At 60.0% G+C, this 18,381-nt stretch carries 19 protein-coding genes; 14 read left to right on the forward strand and 5 right to left on the reverse strand.

What is annotated here, in order from left to right:
* Positions 1-59: 59 nt before the first annotated feature.
* Together FHT71_RS02625 and ybaL are read right to left on the reverse strand one after the other, a co-directional pair.
* Positions 60-443, reverse strand: a complete 384-nt coding sequence (locus FHT71_RS02625) for a hypothetical protein (RefSeq protein WP_132588310.1) — start codon at positions 441-443, stop codon at positions 60-62.
* A gap of 54 nt (positions 444-497) precedes the next feature.
* Entirely contained in the window at positions 498-2,315 is a 1,818-nt protein-coding gene (ybaL, locus tag FHT71_RS02630) for a YbaL family putative K(+) efflux transporter (RefSeq protein ID WP_132588311.1), read from the reverse strand.
* A 34-nt stretch (positions 2,316-2,349) separates the two neighbouring features.
* Here ybaL and FHT71_RS02635 point away from each other — a divergent pair, with 34 nt between their 5' ends.
* Complete coding sequence (locus tag FHT71_RS02635; protein WP_132588312.1) at positions 2,350-2,655, forward strand: transcriptional regulator; 306 nt, start codon at positions 2,350-2,352, stop codon at positions 2,653-2,655.
* Between the two features lie 4 nt (positions 2,656-2,659).
* Here FHT71_RS02635 and FHT71_RS02640 read toward each other — a convergent pair whose 3' ends face one another.
* On the reverse strand, positions 2,660-4,081 hold the full coding sequence (locus FHT71_RS02640; protein WP_132588313.1) for a glycosyltransferase family 39 protein: 1,422 nt from the start codon (positions 4,079-4,081) through the stop codon (positions 2,660-2,662).
* A 635-nt stretch (positions 4,082-4,716) separates the two neighbouring features.
* On the opposite strand from FHT71_RS02640, the gene FHT71_RS02645 reads away from it, so the two are divergent.
* From FHT71_RS02645 to FHT71_RS02705, 13 genes are all read left to right on the forward strand, one after another.
* A complete protein-coding gene (locus FHT71_RS02645) occupies positions 4,717-6,330 on the forward strand; it encodes a globin-coupled sensor protein (protein ID WP_132588314.1) in 1,614 nt (537 codons plus the stop codon).
* A 63-nt stretch (positions 6,331-6,393) separates the two neighbouring features.
* A complete protein-coding gene (locus tag FHT71_RS02650) occupies positions 6,394-6,690 on the forward strand; it encodes an STAS domain-containing protein (protein ID WP_007796526.1) in 297 nt (98 codons plus the stop codon).
* A complete protein-coding gene (cheY1, locus tag FHT71_RS02655; protein WP_007530053.1) occupies positions 6,687-7,052 on the forward strand; it encodes a chemotaxis response regulator CheY1 in 366 nt (121 codons plus the stop codon). Before FHT71_RS02650 ends, cheY1 begins: the two co-directional genes overlap by 4 nt.
* Before the next feature lie 17 nt (positions 7,053-7,069).
* On the forward strand, positions 7,070-9,361 hold the full coding sequence (locus FHT71_RS02660; protein WP_132588315.1) for a chemotaxis protein CheA: 2,292 nt from the start codon (positions 7,070-7,072) through the stop codon (positions 9,359-9,361).
* Positions 9,362-9,365: 4 nt separating this feature from the next.
* Positions 9,366-9,833: a chemotaxis protein CheW gene (locus FHT71_RS02665; protein WP_132588316.1), complete on the forward strand. Its 468-nt coding sequence runs from the start codon at positions 9,366-9,368 to the stop codon at positions 9,831-9,833.
* Complete coding sequence (gene cheR, locus FHT71_RS02670; RefSeq protein ID WP_007796536.1) at positions 9,830-10,741, forward strand: protein-glutamate O-methyltransferase CheR; 912 nt, start codon at positions 9,830-9,832, stop codon at positions 10,739-10,741. The genes FHT71_RS02665 and cheR overlap by 4 nt, the downstream gene beginning before the upstream one ends.
* Positions 10,738-11,781, forward strand: a complete 1,044-nt coding sequence (cheB, locus tag FHT71_RS02675) for a protein-glutamate O-methylesterase CheB (RefSeq protein WP_132588317.1) — start codon at positions 10,738-10,740, stop codon at positions 11,779-11,781. The genes cheR and cheB overlap by 4 nt, the downstream gene beginning before the upstream one ends.
* Entirely contained in the window at positions 11,781-12,170 is a 390-nt protein-coding gene (locus FHT71_RS02680; RefSeq protein WP_007530058.1) for a response regulator, read from the forward strand. The genes cheB and FHT71_RS02680 overlap by 1 nt, the downstream gene beginning before the upstream one ends.
* The gene (cheD, locus tag FHT71_RS02685; RefSeq protein WP_007796542.1) at positions 12,167-12,721 is read left to right on the forward strand and encodes a chemoreceptor glutamine deamidase CheD; all 555 of its coding nucleotides are present in this window, start codon (positions 12,167-12,169) and stop codon (positions 12,719-12,721) included. Before FHT71_RS02680 ends, cheD begins: the two co-directional genes overlap by 4 nt.
* A gap of 16 nt (positions 12,722-12,737) precedes the next feature.
* Positions 12,738-13,130 carry a hypothetical protein gene (locus FHT71_RS02690; RefSeq protein ID WP_007796543.1) on the forward strand — a complete coding sequence of 131 codons (393 nt, stop codon included), beginning with the start codon at positions 12,738-12,740 and terminating at the stop codon, positions 13,128-13,130.
* A 110-nt stretch (positions 13,131-13,240) separates the two neighbouring features.
* Positions 13,241-14,935, forward strand: coding sequence for a flagellar basal-body MS-ring/collar protein FliF (gene fliF / locus FHT71_RS02695; RefSeq protein WP_007796545.1), 1,695 nt, complete (start codon positions 13,241-13,243; stop codon positions 14,933-14,935).
* Positions 14,936-15,312: 377 nt separating this feature from the next.
* Complete coding sequence (locus FHT71_RS02700) at positions 15,313-16,059, forward strand: helix-turn-helix transcriptional regulator (protein ID WP_132588318.1); 747 nt, start codon at positions 15,313-15,315, stop codon at positions 16,057-16,059.
* Positions 16,060-16,071: 12 nt separating this feature from the next.
* Positions 16,072-16,818, forward strand: coding sequence for a helix-turn-helix transcriptional regulator (locus FHT71_RS02705; RefSeq protein WP_007796551.1), 747 nt, complete (start codon positions 16,072-16,074; stop codon positions 16,816-16,818).
* Between the two features lie 21 nt (positions 16,819-16,839).
* On the opposite strand, the gene FHT71_RS02710 is transcribed toward FHT71_RS02705, so the two are convergent.
* Both FHT71_RS02710 and flhB read right to left on the reverse strand, forming a co-directional pair.
* The gene (locus FHT71_RS02710) at positions 16,840-17,280 is read right to left on the reverse strand and encodes a hypothetical protein (RefSeq protein WP_007796554.1); all 441 of its coding nucleotides are present in this window, start codon (positions 17,278-17,280) and stop codon (positions 16,840-16,842) included.
* A gap of 4 nt (positions 17,281-17,284) precedes the next feature.
* The gene (gene flhB / locus FHT71_RS02715; protein ID WP_132588319.1) at positions 17,285-18,364 is read right to left on the reverse strand and encodes a flagellar biosynthesis protein FlhB; all 1,080 of its coding nucleotides are present in this window, start codon (positions 18,362-18,364) and stop codon (positions 17,285-17,287) included.
* Between the last annotated feature and the right edge of the window lie 17 nt (positions 18,365-18,381).

Below are 18,381 nucleotides of genomic sequence, written 5' to 3' on the forward strand. Positions count from 1 at the left end.
CGCTCCTCGCGCAGGTGGCGTGTCTTTAAAGCAATGGAAAGCGCCGGATTGGCGTGCATTTATGCCGCGGCCGCTGGCGGGCCGTGCGAATCGTAAGCCTTGCCGTCGGCAGCACGAAGCTGCGGGTGGAAGGCGACGGGATATGTGGGCTCCCCGGTTGAGAGGAGCGCGATTCCAGGCGCTGCGCTTACTGCCGCGTTGCCGGAGTCAAAAGGAATATATTTGGGGGCCGCCTTGCGCTCGGCGGTTAAGATGCCGCGAACAACGTCTCGCGCACTTACCTGTGGCGGCTGGCTGTCCTTGCTGGACGAAGAAACTGAATTCGGGCCGCGCGTCGAACCGATGACGAGGTTGCCGCCGAGCAGCAGACCGAGATAGGCGAAAATGGCAACGACGAGAGAAATTGCAACGCGGCTGCCTATGCGGCGCGCGTCGAGCCTCATCTCGTAATCGTTGGGATTTTCAACCTCGTACCGGCTCAACGGCGCAAAAGTCTCTCATTCTTTATCGGGAGAAGGCGCTTCCTCAGCTACAATTGTAGCAGTCTCGGCTTCGTCTTCATAGCGCACACTGTCATGATGCACTTGGGCGAGCCGGTCAACCATGCCCATGGCGATTTCCCGTTCGCCCATGATGACGGTGTCTGCACCATATTCCTTCAGCTCGTCGACCTCGGCGTCCGAATGCGCGCGTGCGACGATCAGGATGGAAGGGTTGATGGCGCGGCCCTGCTCGGCGATGCCGCAGGCTTCGAAGGCATTGGGGATGGCGATGACGAGACTGCGGGCGCCGGCGATATTGGCAAGGTCGAGCACCTCACGCGACACCGCATTGCCGCTGATTGCTTCCATTCCCTGGTCCCGCAGTTCACCGATGCGCTTGTCGGAGTCCTCGATCACGAGGAAAGGCGTCCCGGACGATTTCAGGTTTTGGCCAACGATATTGCCCACACGGCCATAGCCGACAAGGATCGCATGCCCCCGAAGCGCCGTCGGGTGCATCTCGTCCTCCTCTGCAGCGGTCTCGTCAGCCGGTTCTGGTAGCTTCTCTGCCGTCTGTTCGGCGACAGGCTCTTCGCGCCTTGTCCGCTCCAGCATGGGACGCAGATGGTCGCAGCCGTAGAAGAGCAGCGGATTGAGGATGATCGAGATGATCGCGCCTGCGAGGATGAGGTCGCGTCCCTCCTCGGGCAGCAGGCCAAGGGAAACGCCCAGGGTTGCCAAGATGAAGGAGAATTCGCCGATCTGCCCGAGACTCGCCGAAATCGTCAGCGCCGTGCCGACGGGCTTGCGGAACAGCAGGACGATCAGGAAGGCGGCGATCGATTTGCCGATGACGATGATGAAGACGGTGGCAAGTAGCGGCAGCGGCTTCTCGATTAGGATGTTTGGATCGAACAACATACCGACCGAGACGAAGAAGAGAACCGCGAAGGCGTCGCGAAGTGGCAGGCTTTCCTGCGCGGCGCGATGGCTAAGCTCGCTTTCGGCCAGAACCATGCCTGCAAAAAAGGCGCCGAGAGCCAGCGATACGCCGAACATCTTGGAGGCGCCGAAGGCAACGCCAAGAGCGATCGCAAGGACGCCAAGGCGGAAGAGTTCACGGGATCCGGTGTGCGCGATGCGGTGCATCGTCCAGGGAATGACACGCCGTCCGAAAACCAGCATCAGCCCGACAAACAGCGCGACTTTGACCAGGGTCATGACAATGATGCCGCCGATGCCGAAATCGAGGCCGAAGAGCCGGCTGAGCGCGGCGGAAAGAGGCTCGGCCGTCGCGTGCTCCCCGCCGCCGATACTGGCAGCCGCCGGAATAAGGACGAGCGCCAGAACCATTGCGAGGTCCTCGACGATCAGCCAACCGACCGCGATCTTGCCGCGATCGGTCTCGACCAGCCGTCGCTCCTGCAGCGCCTTCAAGAGGACGACTGTCGAAGCGACGGAAAGGGCCAGCCCGAAGACGAGACTCCCTCCCGTCGGCCATCCCATAAGTGCGCCCAGTCCCCAGCCGAGCAGCGTGGCAAATCCAATCTGCACGATGGCGCCGGGAACCGCGATGCCGCGAACGGAGAGGAGATCCTTGAGGGAGAAGTGCAGCCCGACGCCGAACATGAGGAGGATGACGCCAATCTCGGCGAGTTCAGGCGCAAGGCTCTGATCGGCAACGTAACCGGGCGTATGCGGACCGACGAGCACGCCGGCGACGAGGTATCCGACCAAGGGGGGCATGCGGAGTCTGTTGGCAAGCGCGCCGAGGATGAACGCAAGCACGAGGCCTCCGACGATCGTCGAAATCAAAGGCGTATCGTGCGGCATCACTTTCTCCCGAACTGGAAATCCCGTCTAAAACATGACATATATGACCTATATCAACCAATATGGGTGGTTTGGCAACATGGGTCAAGGCGCAAAGGAAACAATTCTGACCCCGGCATTGTGTCGGGCCGCTCGCGGATTGCTTGACTGGACGCAGCTCGACCTCGCGGAGCATGCGGCCGTGTCGCGCAGTACCATCCGTGACTATGAAGGAAAACACCACGAAATTCATCGTGCAACCGAGGCGCAGCTGCGTCTCGCGTTCGAAAAAGGCGGCGTCGTGTTTGTGGAGGTCGAGGGGATGGGAACCTGTCTTGGCCTCCTGTCCGCCCCGAGATGACGGTCTACTTGCCGGCGAGGCAGGTCGGCGAAATCCCGTAAGCGAAGATCGTTTTCCCGCGATAGTAGCCTTCCACCGGCAGCCAGCTCTGGATTAGTTCGGGCGTTTGCGCGCAGTCTACCGGATGCGTGGTCACGAAGAGGACGCCGTCCGCAACTTCGCCCGGCAGGGCAAAGGCCTGCTCGTAATAGTTGTCGGGTGCGCCGGCAGGCGGCTTGGCGTAGATGCGAACGGGATCGTTTCGCAGCGTATGGAACATGTCTGCAAGGAGATCGCGGTTATCGCTGACGATGATTGGGATGGCTGACCGCCGCGCCAGCTCACCAGCCTCGCGGCTGATCGCGCTGCGACCGAGATAGCGCTTCATGATCTCGTTTCCGTTCGGCAGAACGAGCTGGTGCGCAAAGACCGCAGCCAGAGGAAACAGGAAGCTGGCCGCACCATTTATCGCAAGCGAAAGGCGTAAGCCTTTCGGCCAGAGGCGGTCAAGCAACCACACGGCAAGGATCGTTCCCGCGATGTAGGCTGTGACGCCCCAATTGGCATAGGCCTTGGCCACCAGCGCCTGAAGCGTGATCAGCAGAACGACGGGGATTGACAGCCAGATCAGCAGCGCTTCTCGCTCATTGTTCTTGCCCTTGAAGGCGCGCGCGACGGCCCAGAGCATCGCGAAGAAAACGATTGGCCCGACGACGCCGAATTGCGCCGCGAAGAATTCGAGGCCGCCGGCGACATCGATACCAAGCTTGCTCCAATGTGCGATGTTCGTGGTGTGACGGACGGTCGTGCCGTCGTGGGCAAGATTCCACCAGAGGTTCGGCGTAGCGACCGCAAGCGCAACGATGACGGACAAGAAAAAATCACGCCAGGCTATGCGCGCGCTTGGAAGCAGAATGAGCGCGATTAGCCCGCCGGGAACGACAAAGAGGATCGCATATTTCGATAGGAAGGCGCAGCCGAATGCAAATCCCATGAGAAGGGCGAGGCCTACGGAGCGCTTCTCGGTCAGGCCGAAATAGGCCCATAGCGCGGCGGTCAGGAAGAAGAGAAGCACAACATCGGTGGAAAAGAACACCGACGACAGCGCAACGCCCGGCACAGTGATGAAGGTGGCGCCGGTCCAGCCTTCGATTTTAGAGCCGACAAAGCGCTTGGCTGTCTTCATCAGCATAATCGCGGTCGCCATATGGATCAGCGGTCCGCTCACCCTGATCCAATAGATCGCGGTCGATCCCGCGAGCTCCGTCATCGCTCGAATGACCCAGGCGATCATCGGCGGCTTAGAATAGTAGCCGAAATCGAGATGCTGCGACCAGAACCAGTATTGCGCCTCATCGACGAACAGATCGGTTGTGTCGAAATGAAGGGTGATCACTCGCCAGAGCGTCACGCCAAGAATGATAAAGAGGCCAAGTCTGGCAGACATGAACGGAAGTTCCGCTGAACGCAAACACAATGGTAGAGGCGAAGTTTAGCGCGCCGGCGTGCCGGGCGCGTGTACTGGCTGGTTATGGAAATTCAAAGGACGCGCAGGGCAACCTGGCCGCGGCTCGCTTCGATCTGGTCAAGCACCGCAACGGCTACGAGAACAGCAAGTGCGAGGAAGCACGACCCCAATCCGAGAACAATCATTGCCCAATCCTTCTGACGTCATGTCACGGTTATTTCTGGGCGTATAACACAAAGCTTGCGTCGAACTTGTAGCAGCGATGCAACGCAAGCCCAGTAATTCGTGGATGGTTATTAGGGCCTGCTGGAAAGTCGACATTCATAAAATACGCATTAACCTTCAGGCAAGGAATTAACCATAAACATTGCATGACACGTCGGAATGGGAAAACTCACTCGTTCCCACCAGGCATGACGCCGCACCGCCGTACCGGTCGATCCGGAATCCATCTCATCAAGCAGCTCCGAAGCAGAATCTACTGATCGGGAGGCTTCAGGCCGCCGGCAGCCCGCCGGAGGCAAGCCACCAATCAGCAGTGCTGCCGCCGGAGCGACAGGTTAATGACGGGCTCGCGCCCGCCATGTGGTTGGGGACAGGCGTTGGGGCAGGAAATGCCATCAGATCAGGCTAGGGGCGCGCAGGCAGGCAGCTTGCGTGACCGACTGCGCTTCGCCGGTCTCGATGCCGAGCATTGCGATTTGGTTCGGCGCCATCGCGTCGATCTTCAGCAACACCTGACCGCCGGACTGCGTGATCTTTTCCAGCGGTTTCAGTCCTTTCCCGACGCTGCACGCAATTTTGAAAGTGAGCGCCAGGTCGAGCGGCTCCACGACCTGCAGTCCTCGCATTGGGATGTTTTGACGGATGCACGCTTCGACAGTCTCTATGCCGAGCGCGTGAAGGTTCTGTCCGATTCCGAAAGCAAGATGGGCCTCGACCCGCGCTGGCATGTCGCAGGCCACGGCGTCGTTCTCGAGCACGTCATCGGTGGCCTTGCGACCGAGCTGGCCGGCCGTTCCTTCCTGCCGAGCAGCCGTCGCCGGGCCAAGGAAATTTCCGACCTTATGTCGGCAATCATTCGCCTCGTGATCGTAGACGTCGAGATTGCTGTATCCCTGCGCTTCAATGCCCTGCGGGCGACCCAGCAACGCGCGCTCGCCGATCAGCGCAACAGTGACAAAGCCGAAATCACTCGCGTTTTCGCCGATGTGATCAATGGCCTTGCCGCCCGTGACCTCACGGTTCGAGCAACCGTCGAGGAAGACGGCACCCACCAGGACATCGCGCTGGCGCTCAACGGCGCGCTCGATGCCGTCCAGTCCGAGTTTCAGGCGATCGCCGAAAAGACCGCGGTTGCTGGAACATCCGTGCAGACGCTCGGCGATGCGTCGAAGCAATTCGCCGGCAATGCGTCGGCTCATGCCCAGCAATTGCTCTTCTCTGCCGCCGCGCTTGCCGATCTCTCGGAAAGCGTCCGCCACGGTGCCGCAGGCAGTCGCGCCGCCGAGCAGGCTTCGGCTTCGACACGCGCGGCAGCCGAGGAAAGCGGCCAAGTCGTCGGACGCGCAATTGCTGCTATGGCGGATATCGAACAGTCCGCCGAGAGAATCGGCCAGATTATCGGTGCAATCGACGAAATCGCCTTCCAGACCAATCTCCTGGCGCTCAATGCCGGCATTGAAGCTGCCCGTGCAGGCGACTCTGGGCGTGGCTTTGCTGTCGTGGCCCAAGAAGTGCGCGCGTTGGCGCAGCGTTCGGCGGACGCCGCGCGCGAGATCAAGACCCTTGTGAGCACAACCAAATCGCAGGTGGATGCCGGCGTCCAGATGGTCGGACGGACTCAAGATTCGATCGGTAGCATCGTTCGTCAGGTCAGTGAGATCAACACGGCGATTGCGGCGGTCGCAAATCAGGCAAGCGAGCACGCCGCTGGCCTCGATGTCGTGACGGATAACGTGAAGGGCCTTGGCGTGCAGATGACCGACAACGCGGCTTGCGCAACGCGTTCCGCTAACGGTGCGGACTACCTGCACACCGTCATCGTCGAACTTGGCCAGGCGATCCGCGAATTTCGCATTGCCCGGCAGAATGCCGAGCCCGCGCGCCCGGCACCGCTGTTATCCCCGGCCGTCGATGTCAGGCGCTCTGCCGATGTCGTGGCTGACGACGAGGACTTCGGATTTGTGCAGCCCGTCGCCTCGGTCGGAGGGCGGATTGTTTACTAACAGACCGGTATATGAGCCCTGCTCGCATTCGTTGAGCGGGAACCAGGAGACAAGGAAGAGCTGATGGCGGCAAGGAAAACTGGGAAGACGCTGAACCTGTCAGCGGTGCTTGATCTAAACGAAGCGACCTCGCTTCGTGACAAGCTTGCTTCGTTGCGCGGCAACGAGCTGGCCATCGACGCCTCTGCAGTCGAACGCGTCGGTGCATTGAGCGCGCAGGTCCTGATGGCCGCGGCAAAGACCTGGGACCAGGACAAGCTCGCCTTCACATTCAGCAAGGTTTCGGACGCATTTCAGAAAACCATGCAGCTGATTGGTGTCGATATCCACCATCTGCTCGCCAAGGAGATCCGGCAATGAAGAAAAAAGTGCTTACCGTGGATGATTCACGGACCATTCGGAACATGCTTCTCGTGACCCTCAACAACGCGGGCTTCGAGACGATCCAGGCCGAAGACGGCGTCGAGGGCCTCGAGGTCCTGGAAGAATCCAATCCTGATGTCATCGTCACCGACATCAACATGCCGCGCCTTGACGGTTTCGGCTTCATCGAGGGCGTACGCCGCAACGACAAGTATCGTGCGATCCCAATTCTGGTCCTGACGACCGAAAGCGATGCGGAAAAGAAGAACCGCGCGCGCCAGGCCGGTGCCACCGGCTGGATCGTCAAGCCTTTCGACCCTGCCAAGCTGATCGACGCCATTGAGCGCGTAACTGCTTAAACCTAGGATTTTCGCCTATGGATATGAACGAAATCAAAGAGATCTTTTTCCAGGAGTGCGAGGAACAGCTCGCCGAACTGGAATCCGGTCTTCTGAAAATGAATGATGGCGATCGCGATCCGGAAACCGTCAACGCGGTGTTCCGTGCTGTCCATTCGATCAAGGGCGGCGCTGGCGCCTTTGGTCTGGATGATCTCGTCGCCTTCGCGCATGTCTTCGAGACCACACTTGATTGCGTTCGTTCCAACAAGCTTGAGCCGACACAGGATGTCCTGAAGGTCATGCTGAAGTCGGCAGACGTCTTGGCCGATCTGACCAACGCTGCCCGCGACGGCGGCAGCGTCGATGAGAGCCGCAGCCGCGGCCTGGTGAAGGAACTGGAAGCGCTCGCCAACGGCGAGCTGCCGACGCCGTCTGCTGCCGTGGAAGCCCCGGCTGCGAAGCTGGCGCCCGTCGCCGCACCTGTTGCCGCTGCTCCGGCGCCGAAGCCGACCGACGATAGCGGCTTCCAGCCGATTCCCTTCTCTTTCGATGATTTTGGCGGCGAGGAAGAAGCCGGCTCCGATCTGCCTGCCTACGAAATCACGTTCAAGCCGCGTTCGGACCTCTATTCCAAAGGCAATGACGCGACCCTGCTGCTGCGTGACCTCTCCCGTCTCGGCGAGATGAGCTGCTACTGCAACATGGATGCGCTGCCCGGTCTCGATGATCTCGATCCGGAAGCGGCCTATTTCTACTGGAACGTGACGCTCAAGACGGAAAAGGGCGAAGACGCGATCCGTACCGTCTTCGAATTCGCCGAGTGGGATTGCGATCTGCAGATCACACCTATCGAGGCAAAGGCCGCCGCCGCCGAGGTCGAAGAATTGCCGATGATCCCGGTTCCCTTCGACCTCTCCATCCTCGATGACGGTGCTGCCGAAGTGCCGGCCGCACAGCCGAAATCCGATACCGCCGCTGCCGTTGCTGCCGCCGAGACGGCTACCAACGTCACGCAGATGGCTGCCGCCGCTGCCCGTGTCGAGAAGAAGGAATCTGCTGCCGCCGCCGCTGCAAGCGCGGCTGCCGCCGCCCAGAACAACAATGCCGCTGCAGCAAGCGCCGGCCAGACGATCCGCGTCGATCTCGACCGCGTCGACCGCCTCATCAACCTCGTCGGCGAGCTCGTCATCAATCAGGCGATGCTCTCACAGAGCGTCATCGAAAACGATACGACCGGGACGTCCTCGATCAACATGGGCCTCGAAGAGCTGCAGCAGCTCACCCGCGAGATCCAGGACTCCGTCATGGCGATCCGCGCGCAACCGGTAAAGCCGGTCTTCCAGCGCATGTCGCGTATCGTCCGCGAAATCGCCGACATGACCGGCAAGACGATCCGCCTGATCACCGAAGGCGAGAACACCGAAGTTGACAAGACGGTCATCGACAAGCTGGCCGAGCCGCTGACGCACATGATCCGCAACGCCGTCGACCACGGCATTGAGACGCCGGAGAAGCGGGCCGCCAACGGTAAGAATGTCGAGGGTACGGTTCGCCTAACGGCAAAGCACCGCTCGGGTCGCATCCTTATCGAGCTTGCCGACGATGGCGCAGGCATCAATCGCGAGAAGGTGAAGCAGAAGGCGATCGCCAACGAGCTGATTCCGGCCGATGCCAACCTAACGGACGAGGAAATCGACAACCTGATCTTCCTGCCGGGCTTCTCCACGGCAGACAAGATCTCCGACATTTCCGGCCGCGGCGTCGGCATGGACGTCGTCAAGCGCTCGATCCAGGCGCTCGGCGGCCGCATCAACATCACCTCCAGGCCGGGGCAGGGCTCCGTCTTCACCATGAGCTTGCCGCTGACGCTTGCGGTTCTCGACGGCATGGTCGTCACCGTTGCTGGCCAGACGCTGGTCGTGCCGCTGACGGCGATCGTCGAAACGCTGCAGCCGGAAGCCTCCGCGATCCACTCCTTCGGCGCCAGCCACCGCCTGATCTCGATCCGCAACAGCTTCTGCCCACTGGTCGATGTCGGTCGCATTCTGAACTTCCGTGCTACCCAGGCCAATCCGGTGGAAGGCGTTGCGCTTCTCGTCGAATCCGAAGGCGGCGGTCAGCGCGCCCTCATGGTCGATGCCATCCAGGGCCAGCGCCAAGTCGTCATCAAGAGCCTCGAAGCGAACTACACGCACGTTCCGGGCATCGCTGCTGCAACTATCCTCGGTGACGGCCGTGTCGCGCTCATCCTGGACGTCGATGCCGTCGTGGGTGCATCCCGCGGCCAAGCATTGAAGCAGGAAGTATCGCTGGCAGCGGTGGGATAAGGTTATGTCGTACGCCGTGAAAAATCTGCACGAGGGGGACCGCGAATTGATCGCGTTCCGCGTCGGGGATCAGGAGTTTTGCGTGAATATCATGTCGGTTCGCGAGATTCGCGGTTGGACGCCGGCAACGGCGATGCCGCACTCGCCATCCTACATGAGGGGCGTGATCAACCTGCGCGGTGCGGTGTTGCCGATCATCGACCTATCCGCCCGTCTCGGCATGAAGCCGGCGGTGCCCACGCAACGCCACGTCATCATCGTTGCGCAGGTTCACCGGAAGGTCGTCGGCCTGCTGGTCGATGCTGTGTCCGACATTCTGACCGTTACCGAAGACAACGTGCGGCCGACACCGGAGATCGCATCGGAACTGCAGCGCCAGTTCGCCCGCGGCATCCTGGCGATCGACAAGCGCATGATCTGCCTGCTCGAACTAGAAGCCATTTTCCCCGAGACGGAAAGCGAAGCTGCATGAATGTCCTGAGTGCAAGAGACACGCGGCAGGGAAGCCCCGACGAGGTGCTGGCGAGCGGCGAATACCCGCTGACCCGCCGCGACCTCATGGAAATTGCCGCGATGATCTACTCGGATGCGGGGATCTACCTGAACGAGACGAAGGCATCGCTCGTCTACTCGCGTCTATCGAAGCACATTCGCAATCTCGGCCTGTCGGGCTTTCGCGAATATTGCGCGCTCGTTTCGTCGCCGGCAGGTGCTGCCCCTCGTCGTGAAATGCTGTCGCATCTGACGACGAACTTCACACGCTTCTTCCGCGAGAACCATCACTTCGAGCACCTGCGCGATCATGTTCTGCCGGACCTGCTGCATCGTGCAAAGATGGGCGGCCGGGTCCGCATCTGGTCGGCAGCCTCCTCGGATGGTCAGGAGCCCTATTCGATCGCGCTGACCGTTCTGTCGATGATGCCGAACGTTGCCGACTACGACTTCAAGATTCTGGCGACCGATATCGATCCGAAGATTCTGGCGATCGCCCGTGCCGGCGCGTATGACGAAAATGCCCTCGAAACCGTCTCGCCTGCCATGCGCAAGCAGTGGTTCAGCGAGGTCGAGGTCCAGGGACGGCGCAAGTTCCAGGTCGATGACCGCGTCAAGCGTCTGATCACCTACAATGAGTTGAACCTGATGGCGCAGTGGCCGTTCAAGGGCAAGTTCGATGTCATCTTCTGTCGGAATGTGGTGATCTACTTCGACGAACCGACGCAGATGAAGATCTGGTCACGCTTTGCCGAATTGCTGCCGGAAGGCGGTCATCTCTATATCGGCCATTCCGAGCGCGTTTCCGGCGACGCCAAGCACGTCTTCGACAACATCGGCATCACCACCTACCGCTACACGACCAAGGGCGTGGGGAGGAAGGCATGAGCGCACCAGCTAAAGTTCTCGTCGTCGACGACTCTGCCACGATGCGCGGCCTGATCACTGCCGTGCTGAGCGCCGATCCGGAGGTTAGCGTCATCGGCCAGGCAGGCGACGCGCTCGAGGCGCGCGAGGCGATCAAGAAGCTCAATCCCGACGTTGTGACGCTCGATATCGAGATGCCGAACATGAACGGCCTCGACTTTCTCGAGAAGATCATGCGGCTGCGTCCGATGCCGGTCATCATGGTCTCGACGCTGACCCATCGCGGCGCCGATGCCTCGCTGGCGGCACTTGAGATCGGCGCGTTCGACTGTGTCGGCAAGCCGCTTCCGGGCGACGCACGCCCTTTCGGCGACCTTGCCGAAAAGGTGAAGGCGGCCGCTCGTTCGCAGCGGCGCCAATACACCCAGCCGGCACCGGCTGCACCGCCGCCTGCTGTTGCCGACTTCCGCGTTGGCCGCAAGATCGTTGCGATCGGTTCGTCGACCGGTGGCGTCGAGGCGTTGATTGCGGTGCTTCAGAAATTCCCGGCGAACTGCCCTCCGACGGTGATCACGCAGCATATGCCGCCAACCTTCACCAAGAGCTTTGCCGAACGCCTCAACCGGCTCTGTGCGCCGGTCGTGCAGGAAGCGACCGACGGCGCGCGTCTGGAGATAGGCAGAATCTACCTCGCACCCGGTGGCGAACGCCACCTGCAGGTTGCCAACGCCCATGCGCCTTGTTGCCGCCTCATCGAACGTGATCCCGTGAACGGCCACAGGCCGTCCGTTGATGTGCTATTCGATTCGGTTGCCGAACTGGCTGGCCGCAATGCTGTCGGCGTGATTCTGACCGGCATGGGACGTGACGGTGCCGCCGGTCTATTGAAGATGCGCCATGCCGGCGCGCGCACGCTCGGTCAGAACGAAAAGACAAGCGTGGTCTACGGCATGCCGAGGGTTGCTTACGAGCTCGGTGCCGTCGAACAACAGTTGCCGCTGAATGGCATCGGCGAAGAAATCTTGAAAATGACAGCCGCCCGAAAGGAAGGAACAGACTAATGTCAATCGCAGAGAAAATCAAAGTTCTGATCGTCGACGATCAGGTCACCAGTCGACTGCTGCTCAGCGACGCGCTGACCCAGCTCGGCTTCAAGCAGATCACCGCTGCCGGCGATGGCGAGCAGGGCTTGAAGATCATGACCCAGCAGCCGCATCATCTTGTCATCTCCGACTTCAATATGCCGAAGATGGATGGCCTCGGCTTCCTGCAGGCTGTTCGCGCCAACCCGGCGACCAAGAAGGCGGCCTTCATCATCCTGACGGCGCAGGGCGATCGTGCGCTGGTCACAAAGGCGGCGCAGCTCGGCGCCAACAACGTTCTCGCCAAGCCCTTCACGATCGAGAAGATGAAGGCGGCGATCGAAGCCGTATTTGGAGCATTGAAATGAATCTCGACGTAGCAGCCCGCCGCGTTAATATCATCCAGGGCGAATGGAAGGTCCTGAATGATCCGAATGCGGTACTGACGACCATCCTTGGATCGTGTGTGGCTGCATGCCTGCGAGATCCCGTGGCAGGCATTGGAGGAATGAATCATTTCCTCCTGCCGGGGACAGGAAACACGCCGATGACGGGCGGAGACGCCACGCGTTACGGTGTCCATCTGATGGAATTGCTGATCAACGGCCTCCTGAAGCAGGGCGCGCGCCGCGACCGCCTGGAGGCCAAGATCTTCGGTGGAGCGAAGACGATCTCGACATTCTCGAATGTCGGCGAACAGAACGCCGCCTTTGCTGTGCAGTTCCTGAAGGATGAAGGCATTCCCGTCATCAGCTCCAGCACTGGTGGTGAGCACGGGCGCAAGCTCGAATACTGGCCGGTCTCCGGGCGGGCTCGACAGTATCCGCTCACCGGTGCGGAAACGCAGAGAACTGTTGCGCTTGAGCAGCGTCCGGCCGCTCCGCAGAAACCTGTCGAAACCAGCATCGAATTCTTCTGAGGGCGAGGACCTATTAATGACTGTGAATGCAATGACAGAGCAGCCGTCGCCCGCTGAAGCCCTGCCTGATGTCCTGATGCGTATCGTCTCGGAATTGCATGACGTCGCCTATCTGATCGAGCGGATCGAGCCGCAGCTCCTCGAAGTCGGGGGCGGTGCCGAACTGCTGAACTCGCCGGAGAGTATGAAGGTCATGCAGGGAATCGATCTTGCCGTGCAGAAGACGCGCGGTCTTGCAGAGTTCATCGACACCATCACCGGCGAAATCCCGCAGGACTGGGCGGTCGATGTCGCGACGGCATTGAGCCTGGTGAAACTCAGCGAAATGCAGCGGGCGCTAGGCGGCTCCATGTATCATGGCAACGTTCAGCCTCTGGCGAAGGCAGCCGGAGACTTCGACTTCTTCTAATCCGGGTTCTACTCCGCACCTCCCCACGAAACGCTCGCACAAGTTTCGGCATTTATCGTCGAGATGAGGCAATAAGCCCGCTTTGTCTGTGACGGTCGTGCGAGAACAGAATGAATCTGTTAAATCAATTAGTTCAAATCTTTAAGAACTTCAGTTCGCTAGGGCGGAATCGCCTGCTGGCGCTGGCCGGCGTGGGCGTCGTTTCAGTCGCGCTGATCCTGGCGGCAGCCTTTTTGGTCAACAAACCCGCCCAGGAAACGCTTTATGTCGGGCTTGATACCCCTGATCTGAATCAGATCAGCATAGCACTCGCCGAAGCGAATATTGGGTTCCAGGTCGGAACCGACGGCTCCAGCATTACGGTTCCCGCCGGCACGACCGGCAAGGCGCGTCTCCTGCTCGCCGAGCGGGGTCTCCCGAACAGCGCCAATGCAGGCTACGAACTCTTCGACAATGTCGGCTCGCTCGGCCTAACCTCATTCATGCAGGAAGTCACGCGGGTTCGCGCGCTCGAAGGTGAAATTGGTCGCACGATCCAGTCGATCTCCGGCATCACAGCTGCTCGTGTTCACATCGTCATGCCCGAGGTCGGCAACTTCCGCAAAGCCGAACAGAAGCCGACAGCGTCCGTCATGATCCGCGCAAGCGCTGCCGCCGGCCGGAATGCAGCAACGTCGATCCGCCACCTTGTTGCGTCAGCCGTTCCCGGCCTCGATGTCGGTGATGTCACGATCCTCGATTCGGCTGGGCAACTGCTCGCTTCCGGTGACGAAGCCAGCAACAGTTCGCTGAACCGTTCGCTGAACATCGTTCAGAACGTCCAGGGCGAAGTTGAAACCAATATCGACAAGGCGCTCGCACCTTTCCTGGGTATGGATAACTTCCGCTCCAGCGTTACGGCCGAACTGAACACCGACAGCCAGCAGATCCAGGAAACGACCTACGATCCGGAATCGAAGGTCGAGCGCTCCATCCGGACGACGAAGGAAGCCTCTCAGTCGCAGCAGAAGCAGTCCGACAACGCGACCACCGTCGAGCAGAACATTCCGCAGGCAGCGCCCGACTCCGGCGGCGCCACCGGTCCGGAATCGCAAGACAAGTCCGACAAGAAAGAAGAACAGACCAACTACGAAATCAACAGCAAGACGACTGCTACGACGCGCAATAGCTACAAGATCGAAAAACTCTCTATCGCCGTCGTCGTCAACAAGGGCCGTATTGCCCAGATGGTCGGTGAGCCCGCGGATCAGGCGAAGGTCGACGCCTATCTCGCAGAGATGCAGAAGATCGTGGCATCGGCTGCCGGCATCAGCGCCAACCGTGGCGATGTCGTGACCGTCACGGCTATGGACTTCCTGGAGAACCAGCTTCTCGAGGAGACCGGCAGCGGCGTCCGGGTCATGGATATGCTGAGCCGCAACCTTGCGGGCATCATCAACTCTCTCGCCTTCGTCGCAGTCGCTTTCCTGGTGATCTGGATGGGCGTCCGCCCGATGATCCGCAGCGTAACGGGCAATGGTACGGCGGTCATCGGCGACACCTCGCCGGAAAGCGCGGGTCTCGAACTTCCGGATTTCGCTCCGGCAGGAGGCGTGGGCACCGGTGGTGCGCTCATGGATGGCTTCGGTTCGGACTTCGGTTTCGACAGCACCGAGGACCTGCTCAGCCTCGGCGACGACGACGGCAACTTCAATCGTCGCGTCAAGGAAGGCCCGGAACGCAAATTGGCGCGTATGGTCGAGATCAACGAGGAACGCGCCGCGAAAATCCTTAGAAAATGGGCGGTCGACAACGCCGCCGCATAAAGAAAGGCCGGGCAACCGGCCTTTTTCTTTTGCCCATGCGCTGCACAGCTATCCAGTCATATTTTACCATCGCTCGAATGCGGGCATGAAGATTTCTGAGGATAGAACTTGACAGAGGGCTGATATGACCACGCGTTTTACGCGAATCGTATTGTCAGAGTTCCCCGAATCACTTTAATTTAATAATTCCTTAACAAGCGGAATTTGTGCGCGAATCAGGGCACGAAATGCAGAAAATGTAAATCCCAAGAACTCGGAGATGGTGAATTGTGCCACCTATCGTAATCTTGGATGATTCGCGGAGAGGTCGTAATTTGTTCGGGAGCATGCGGATCAAGCTTCTGTCGTAGGTGGTTTACAGCCGCGGGGTTTTGCCAATGGACATGCATATATTGCAGGCTCTCAAGAGCGACACGCACAAGGCAAACTTCGTTGGTATAGCAGCGACAAACCTCTCTTCACGCGACGAACTGATCGCACAACTCTGCGAGATATCGAACACGGGACGGTTGCAACCCGGGCTGCGCGCACTGACGGACTATGTTGGCGCGTCGCACTATCTCTTGGCGCGAGCAGACCTGGTGCAGGAGGCTGGCCTCGACTTCGTCGTCTCCTCGGACTGGCCGTTCGATCTCGTCACCAACCTGGCGCATGCCTTCGTCGGCGGCTTCGCCCGTGCGACGGAACTCGAAAAATGCATGCTGCTCTTCCAGCCGCACTTCGCCCTCCTGCCGGATACGGCGGACGCGCCTGATGGCGCCAGCCGCCAATACTGTTCGCTGATGTTCAACATCGGCCGTTCGCGCCTGGTGCTGATGTTCCTGTTTGATGATGGGTTCATTCTGTCGCAGGAGCGGTTGCGGGATGTGGGGCTTTTGACGGCGTATTTTGCAAGCTTCCTGCAATGCGGCGCTACCAAGGCTGACCGGGACTTCGAATTGACCGATCGGGAACTGGAGTGCCTTTTCTGGATCGCCGAAGGCAAGACGAGCGACGAGATCGCGATGATCCTCGGCATCTCCCGCAATACCATCAACAACTACATCACCAGTGTCATGCGAAAAACGGCGACGAAGACTCGTTCAGAGGCCATCGCATTCGCGGTCAGGAACAATCTCGTCTAAGGGGACGGCGTTATGGGGCAGCCATCCGGTCGGTCGATGGGAAATTCGGAAATGATGCGCGGCGTGCGGGTCAATAAGGTTGCGAGTCGGTCTGATCTGTTCCCGCGCCTGATCGGCATGCAGAAGCTTGCCGATGCCCAGAACTTCGCCGTCTACCGTGTCAGTGGGGCAGGCGTTCCGGCGAAGCAACGTCTGGTTTGCGAGCTGGAGAACTGGGGCTCTTCGAACAGTGGCTTCAGCCGGGCATTCATCGACGCCCATGGCGAAGCGCTGCTTGATCATATCGAGAAGTCGCTCCTTCCGGTCGTGTGGGCCGGCGGGCTCGATCGCGCCGCTCCCCGGCCCGCAAGCATTGCTCCCTTCATGACGCGACTGAAGGACGGCCTTCTTCCGTTTTCCGGCATGGCCTTTCCGGTGCGCCTTGGCGCCGTGGGCAATGGCTTCGTTGTCTTCACGGGCGATGATCTCGAGCCGGCGAGCGACATGATTGTCGAATTGCATGCGAGGTCCTGCCAAGTCATGATCGATCTGCTCTCGCTCGACGAGCGCCGTGTGGCGGCGGCCGAAGCTCTCAGCGAACGCGAGATTGCCTGCCTGCAGCTTGCCGGCGACGGGCGCATCAGCGAAGAGATTGCGGAGAAGCTCGGCCTCTCCGTGCATACCGTCAACGCCTATCTTGGCTCGGCAACGATCAAGCTGGATTCGGTCAACCGAATCCAGGCGATCGCAAAAGCGATTCGCCTTGGATACATAAGCTGACAGGAAGGTGCCTAGCGTGCTTTAGCCCGCCAATGCCCGCAATGGCTCGACGTTATAGCGTGCGTCGCGCAGGCTCTGCTCGAGGAAAGCGGTGTTTTCGTCAGGATCCGTCGAGGGATTCTGGAAGGCGATATGGTTGATCTCAATGCCGGCGTGCGCCTCGGCAAGCGTCAGCTGCGCATAGATCGTGACGTCGCGCGGCTTGATTTCGAGGTCGATCACCACTTCCGGCTTGCCGCCCCACTCCAACGTATAGCTGCCGCCATGGCCGAAATTGACCGTGCCGGGATGGAAGAAAAGCTCGGCGGCTGACGATACCAGATCGGAAAGATTGCCGTAGTACTCGAAGCGCAGAAGAGAGATGAGGTCCGAAGCGTCCAGAAGCCGCAATTCCGTGGCCACCGGGCTGATTGCTTCAGCCAGGATTTTTTCACGCTGGGTAGAGTAGGGGCATTTTTTCATTCGGCTATCTTACCCGTTTGTTCTTGGCTTGCGTCGCGTAAACCCGATGGATGAGTTCCGCGACTGCCTTATAGAATACAGACGGTATGACACTATCGACCGAGACTTGCGCAAACATGGAGCGCGCCAGAGGCGGGTCTTCGAAAACGGGAATGCCGTTCCTTTCCGCGGTCTGTCTGATTTTCAACGCAATTAGATCCTGACCCTTGGCGACGACGACAGGCGCATCGTTCTCCTCTCGCACGTAGCGTAGGGCGACGGCAAAGTGCGTCGGGTTGGCAATCACGAGCGTCGCGCGATCGACGTTGGCGATCATGCGGCGGCGGGCGCGGTCGCGCATCACCGAGCGCTGGCGGCTTTTGACGAAAGGATCGCCCTGCGACTGCTTGTTTTCTTCCTTGACTTCGTGCCGCGTCATCTTCAGTTCGGTGAACCAGTGATAGCGCGTCCAAAAGAAATCGGCAATCGCCACGACAGCGGTAGCGATCAGGACAACGATCGTAATCTTCTGCATCGACGTCATCATGCGCGTGAAGATCGTCTGCGGATCGGAGAACATCGCGTCGATTGCGTTGAAGTATTCGCTCTTCAGCACGAAGAACATGACGACGCCGACGATGACGATCTTCGTCAGCGATTTGCCGAACTCGACGAGGCCAGGCAGGCTGAACAGCCGCGACCATCCCTTGGCGAGCGAAATACGCGAGTACTGCGGCCGGATACGTTCGAGCACCGGCGTCGGAAGGTTTTGCGAGATGGACGCGGCGACGCCGAATACCATGAACAGGATGAAGGCCGGCGCAAGCAATGCTGCCGAGACCCAGCCCAGGTGAACGAACAGGGAAAGCGCGTCAGGTCCGGTTTCGAGCTTCCATTGGTCAGGCTGTTCGAAAATGTCCTTCAGCGCCTCGCCAACCTTGCTGAGTCCCTCCGGCAGGAAGAAGATGATGTAGACGAACGTGGCAAGCACGGTGGCAAAAAGCGGCACCTCGCGCGAAAACGGCACATTGCCTTTCTCGGCAGCGTCGCTTTTCTTTTTCGCTGTCGGGTCTTCTGTTTTGCTGTCCTTGTCGTCGTCGGCCAAGGCCGAGGCCCTCCATC

It is taken from the genome of Rhizobium sp. BK060, from assembly GCF_014193145.1.
Taxonomy (GTDB): domain Bacteria; phylum Pseudomonadota; class Alphaproteobacteria; order Rhizobiales; family Rhizobiaceae; genus Rhizobium.

Excerpts from the sequence above, each read along its gene's own strand:
- FHT71_RS02625 (WP_132588310.1), bottom strand. The coding sequence starts at position 443 with ATGAGGCTCGACGCGCGCCGCATAGGCAGCCGCGTTGCAATTTCTCTC.
- ybaL (WP_132588311.1), bottom strand. The coding sequence starts at position 2,315 with ATGCCGCACGATACGCCTTTGATTTCGACGATCGTCGGAGGCCTCGTG.
- FHT71_RS02635 (WP_132588312.1), top strand. The coding sequence starts at position 2,350 with ATGACATATATGACCTATATCAACCAATATGGGTGGTTTGGCAACATG.
- FHT71_RS02640 (WP_132588313.1), bottom strand. The coding sequence starts at position 4,081 with ATGTCTGCCAGACTTGGCCTCTTTATCATTCTTGGCGTGACGCTCTGG.
- FHT71_RS02645 (WP_132588314.1), top strand. The coding sequence starts at position 4,717 with ATGCCATCAGATCAGGCTAGGGGCGCGCAGGCAGGCAGCTTGCGTGAC.
- FHT71_RS02650 (WP_007796526.1), top strand. The coding sequence starts at position 6,394 with ATGGCGGCAAGGAAAACTGGGAAGACGCTGAACCTGTCAGCGGTGCTT.
- cheY1 (WP_007530053.1), top strand. The coding sequence starts at position 6,687 with ATGAAGAAAAAAGTGCTTACCGTGGATGATTCACGGACCATTCGGAAC.
- FHT71_RS02660 (WP_132588315.1), top strand. The coding sequence starts at position 7,070 with ATGGATATGAACGAAATCAAAGAGATCTTTTTCCAGGAGTGCGAGGAA.
- FHT71_RS02665 (WP_132588316.1), top strand. The coding sequence starts at position 9,366 with ATGTCGTACGCCGTGAAAAATCTGCACGAGGGGGACCGCGAATTGATC.
- cheR (WP_007796536.1), top strand. The coding sequence starts at position 9,830 with ATGAATGTCCTGAGTGCAAGAGACACGCGGCAGGGAAGCCCCGACGAG.
- cheB (WP_132588317.1), top strand. The coding sequence starts at position 10,738 with ATGAGCGCACCAGCTAAAGTTCTCGTCGTCGACGACTCTGCCACGATG.
- FHT71_RS02680 (WP_007530058.1), top strand. The coding sequence starts at position 11,781 with ATGTCAATCGCAGAGAAAATCAAAGTTCTGATCGTCGACGATCAGGTC.
- cheD (WP_007796542.1), top strand. The coding sequence starts at position 12,167 with ATGAATCTCGACGTAGCAGCCCGCCGCGTTAATATCATCCAGGGCGAA.
- FHT71_RS02690 (WP_007796543.1), top strand. The coding sequence starts at position 12,738 with ATGACTGTGAATGCAATGACAGAGCAGCCGTCGCCCGCTGAAGCCCTG.
- fliF (WP_007796545.1), top strand. The coding sequence starts at position 13,241 with ATGAATCTGTTAAATCAATTAGTTCAAATCTTTAAGAACTTCAGTTCG.
- FHT71_RS02700 (WP_132588318.1), top strand. The coding sequence starts at position 15,313 with ATGGACATGCATATATTGCAGGCTCTCAAGAGCGACACGCACAAGGCA.
- FHT71_RS02705 (WP_007796551.1), top strand. The coding sequence starts at position 16,072 with ATGGGGCAGCCATCCGGTCGGTCGATGGGAAATTCGGAAATGATGCGC.
- FHT71_RS02710 (WP_007796554.1), bottom strand. The coding sequence starts at position 17,280 with ATGAAAAAATGCCCCTACTCTACCCAGCGTGAAAAAATCCTGGCTGAA.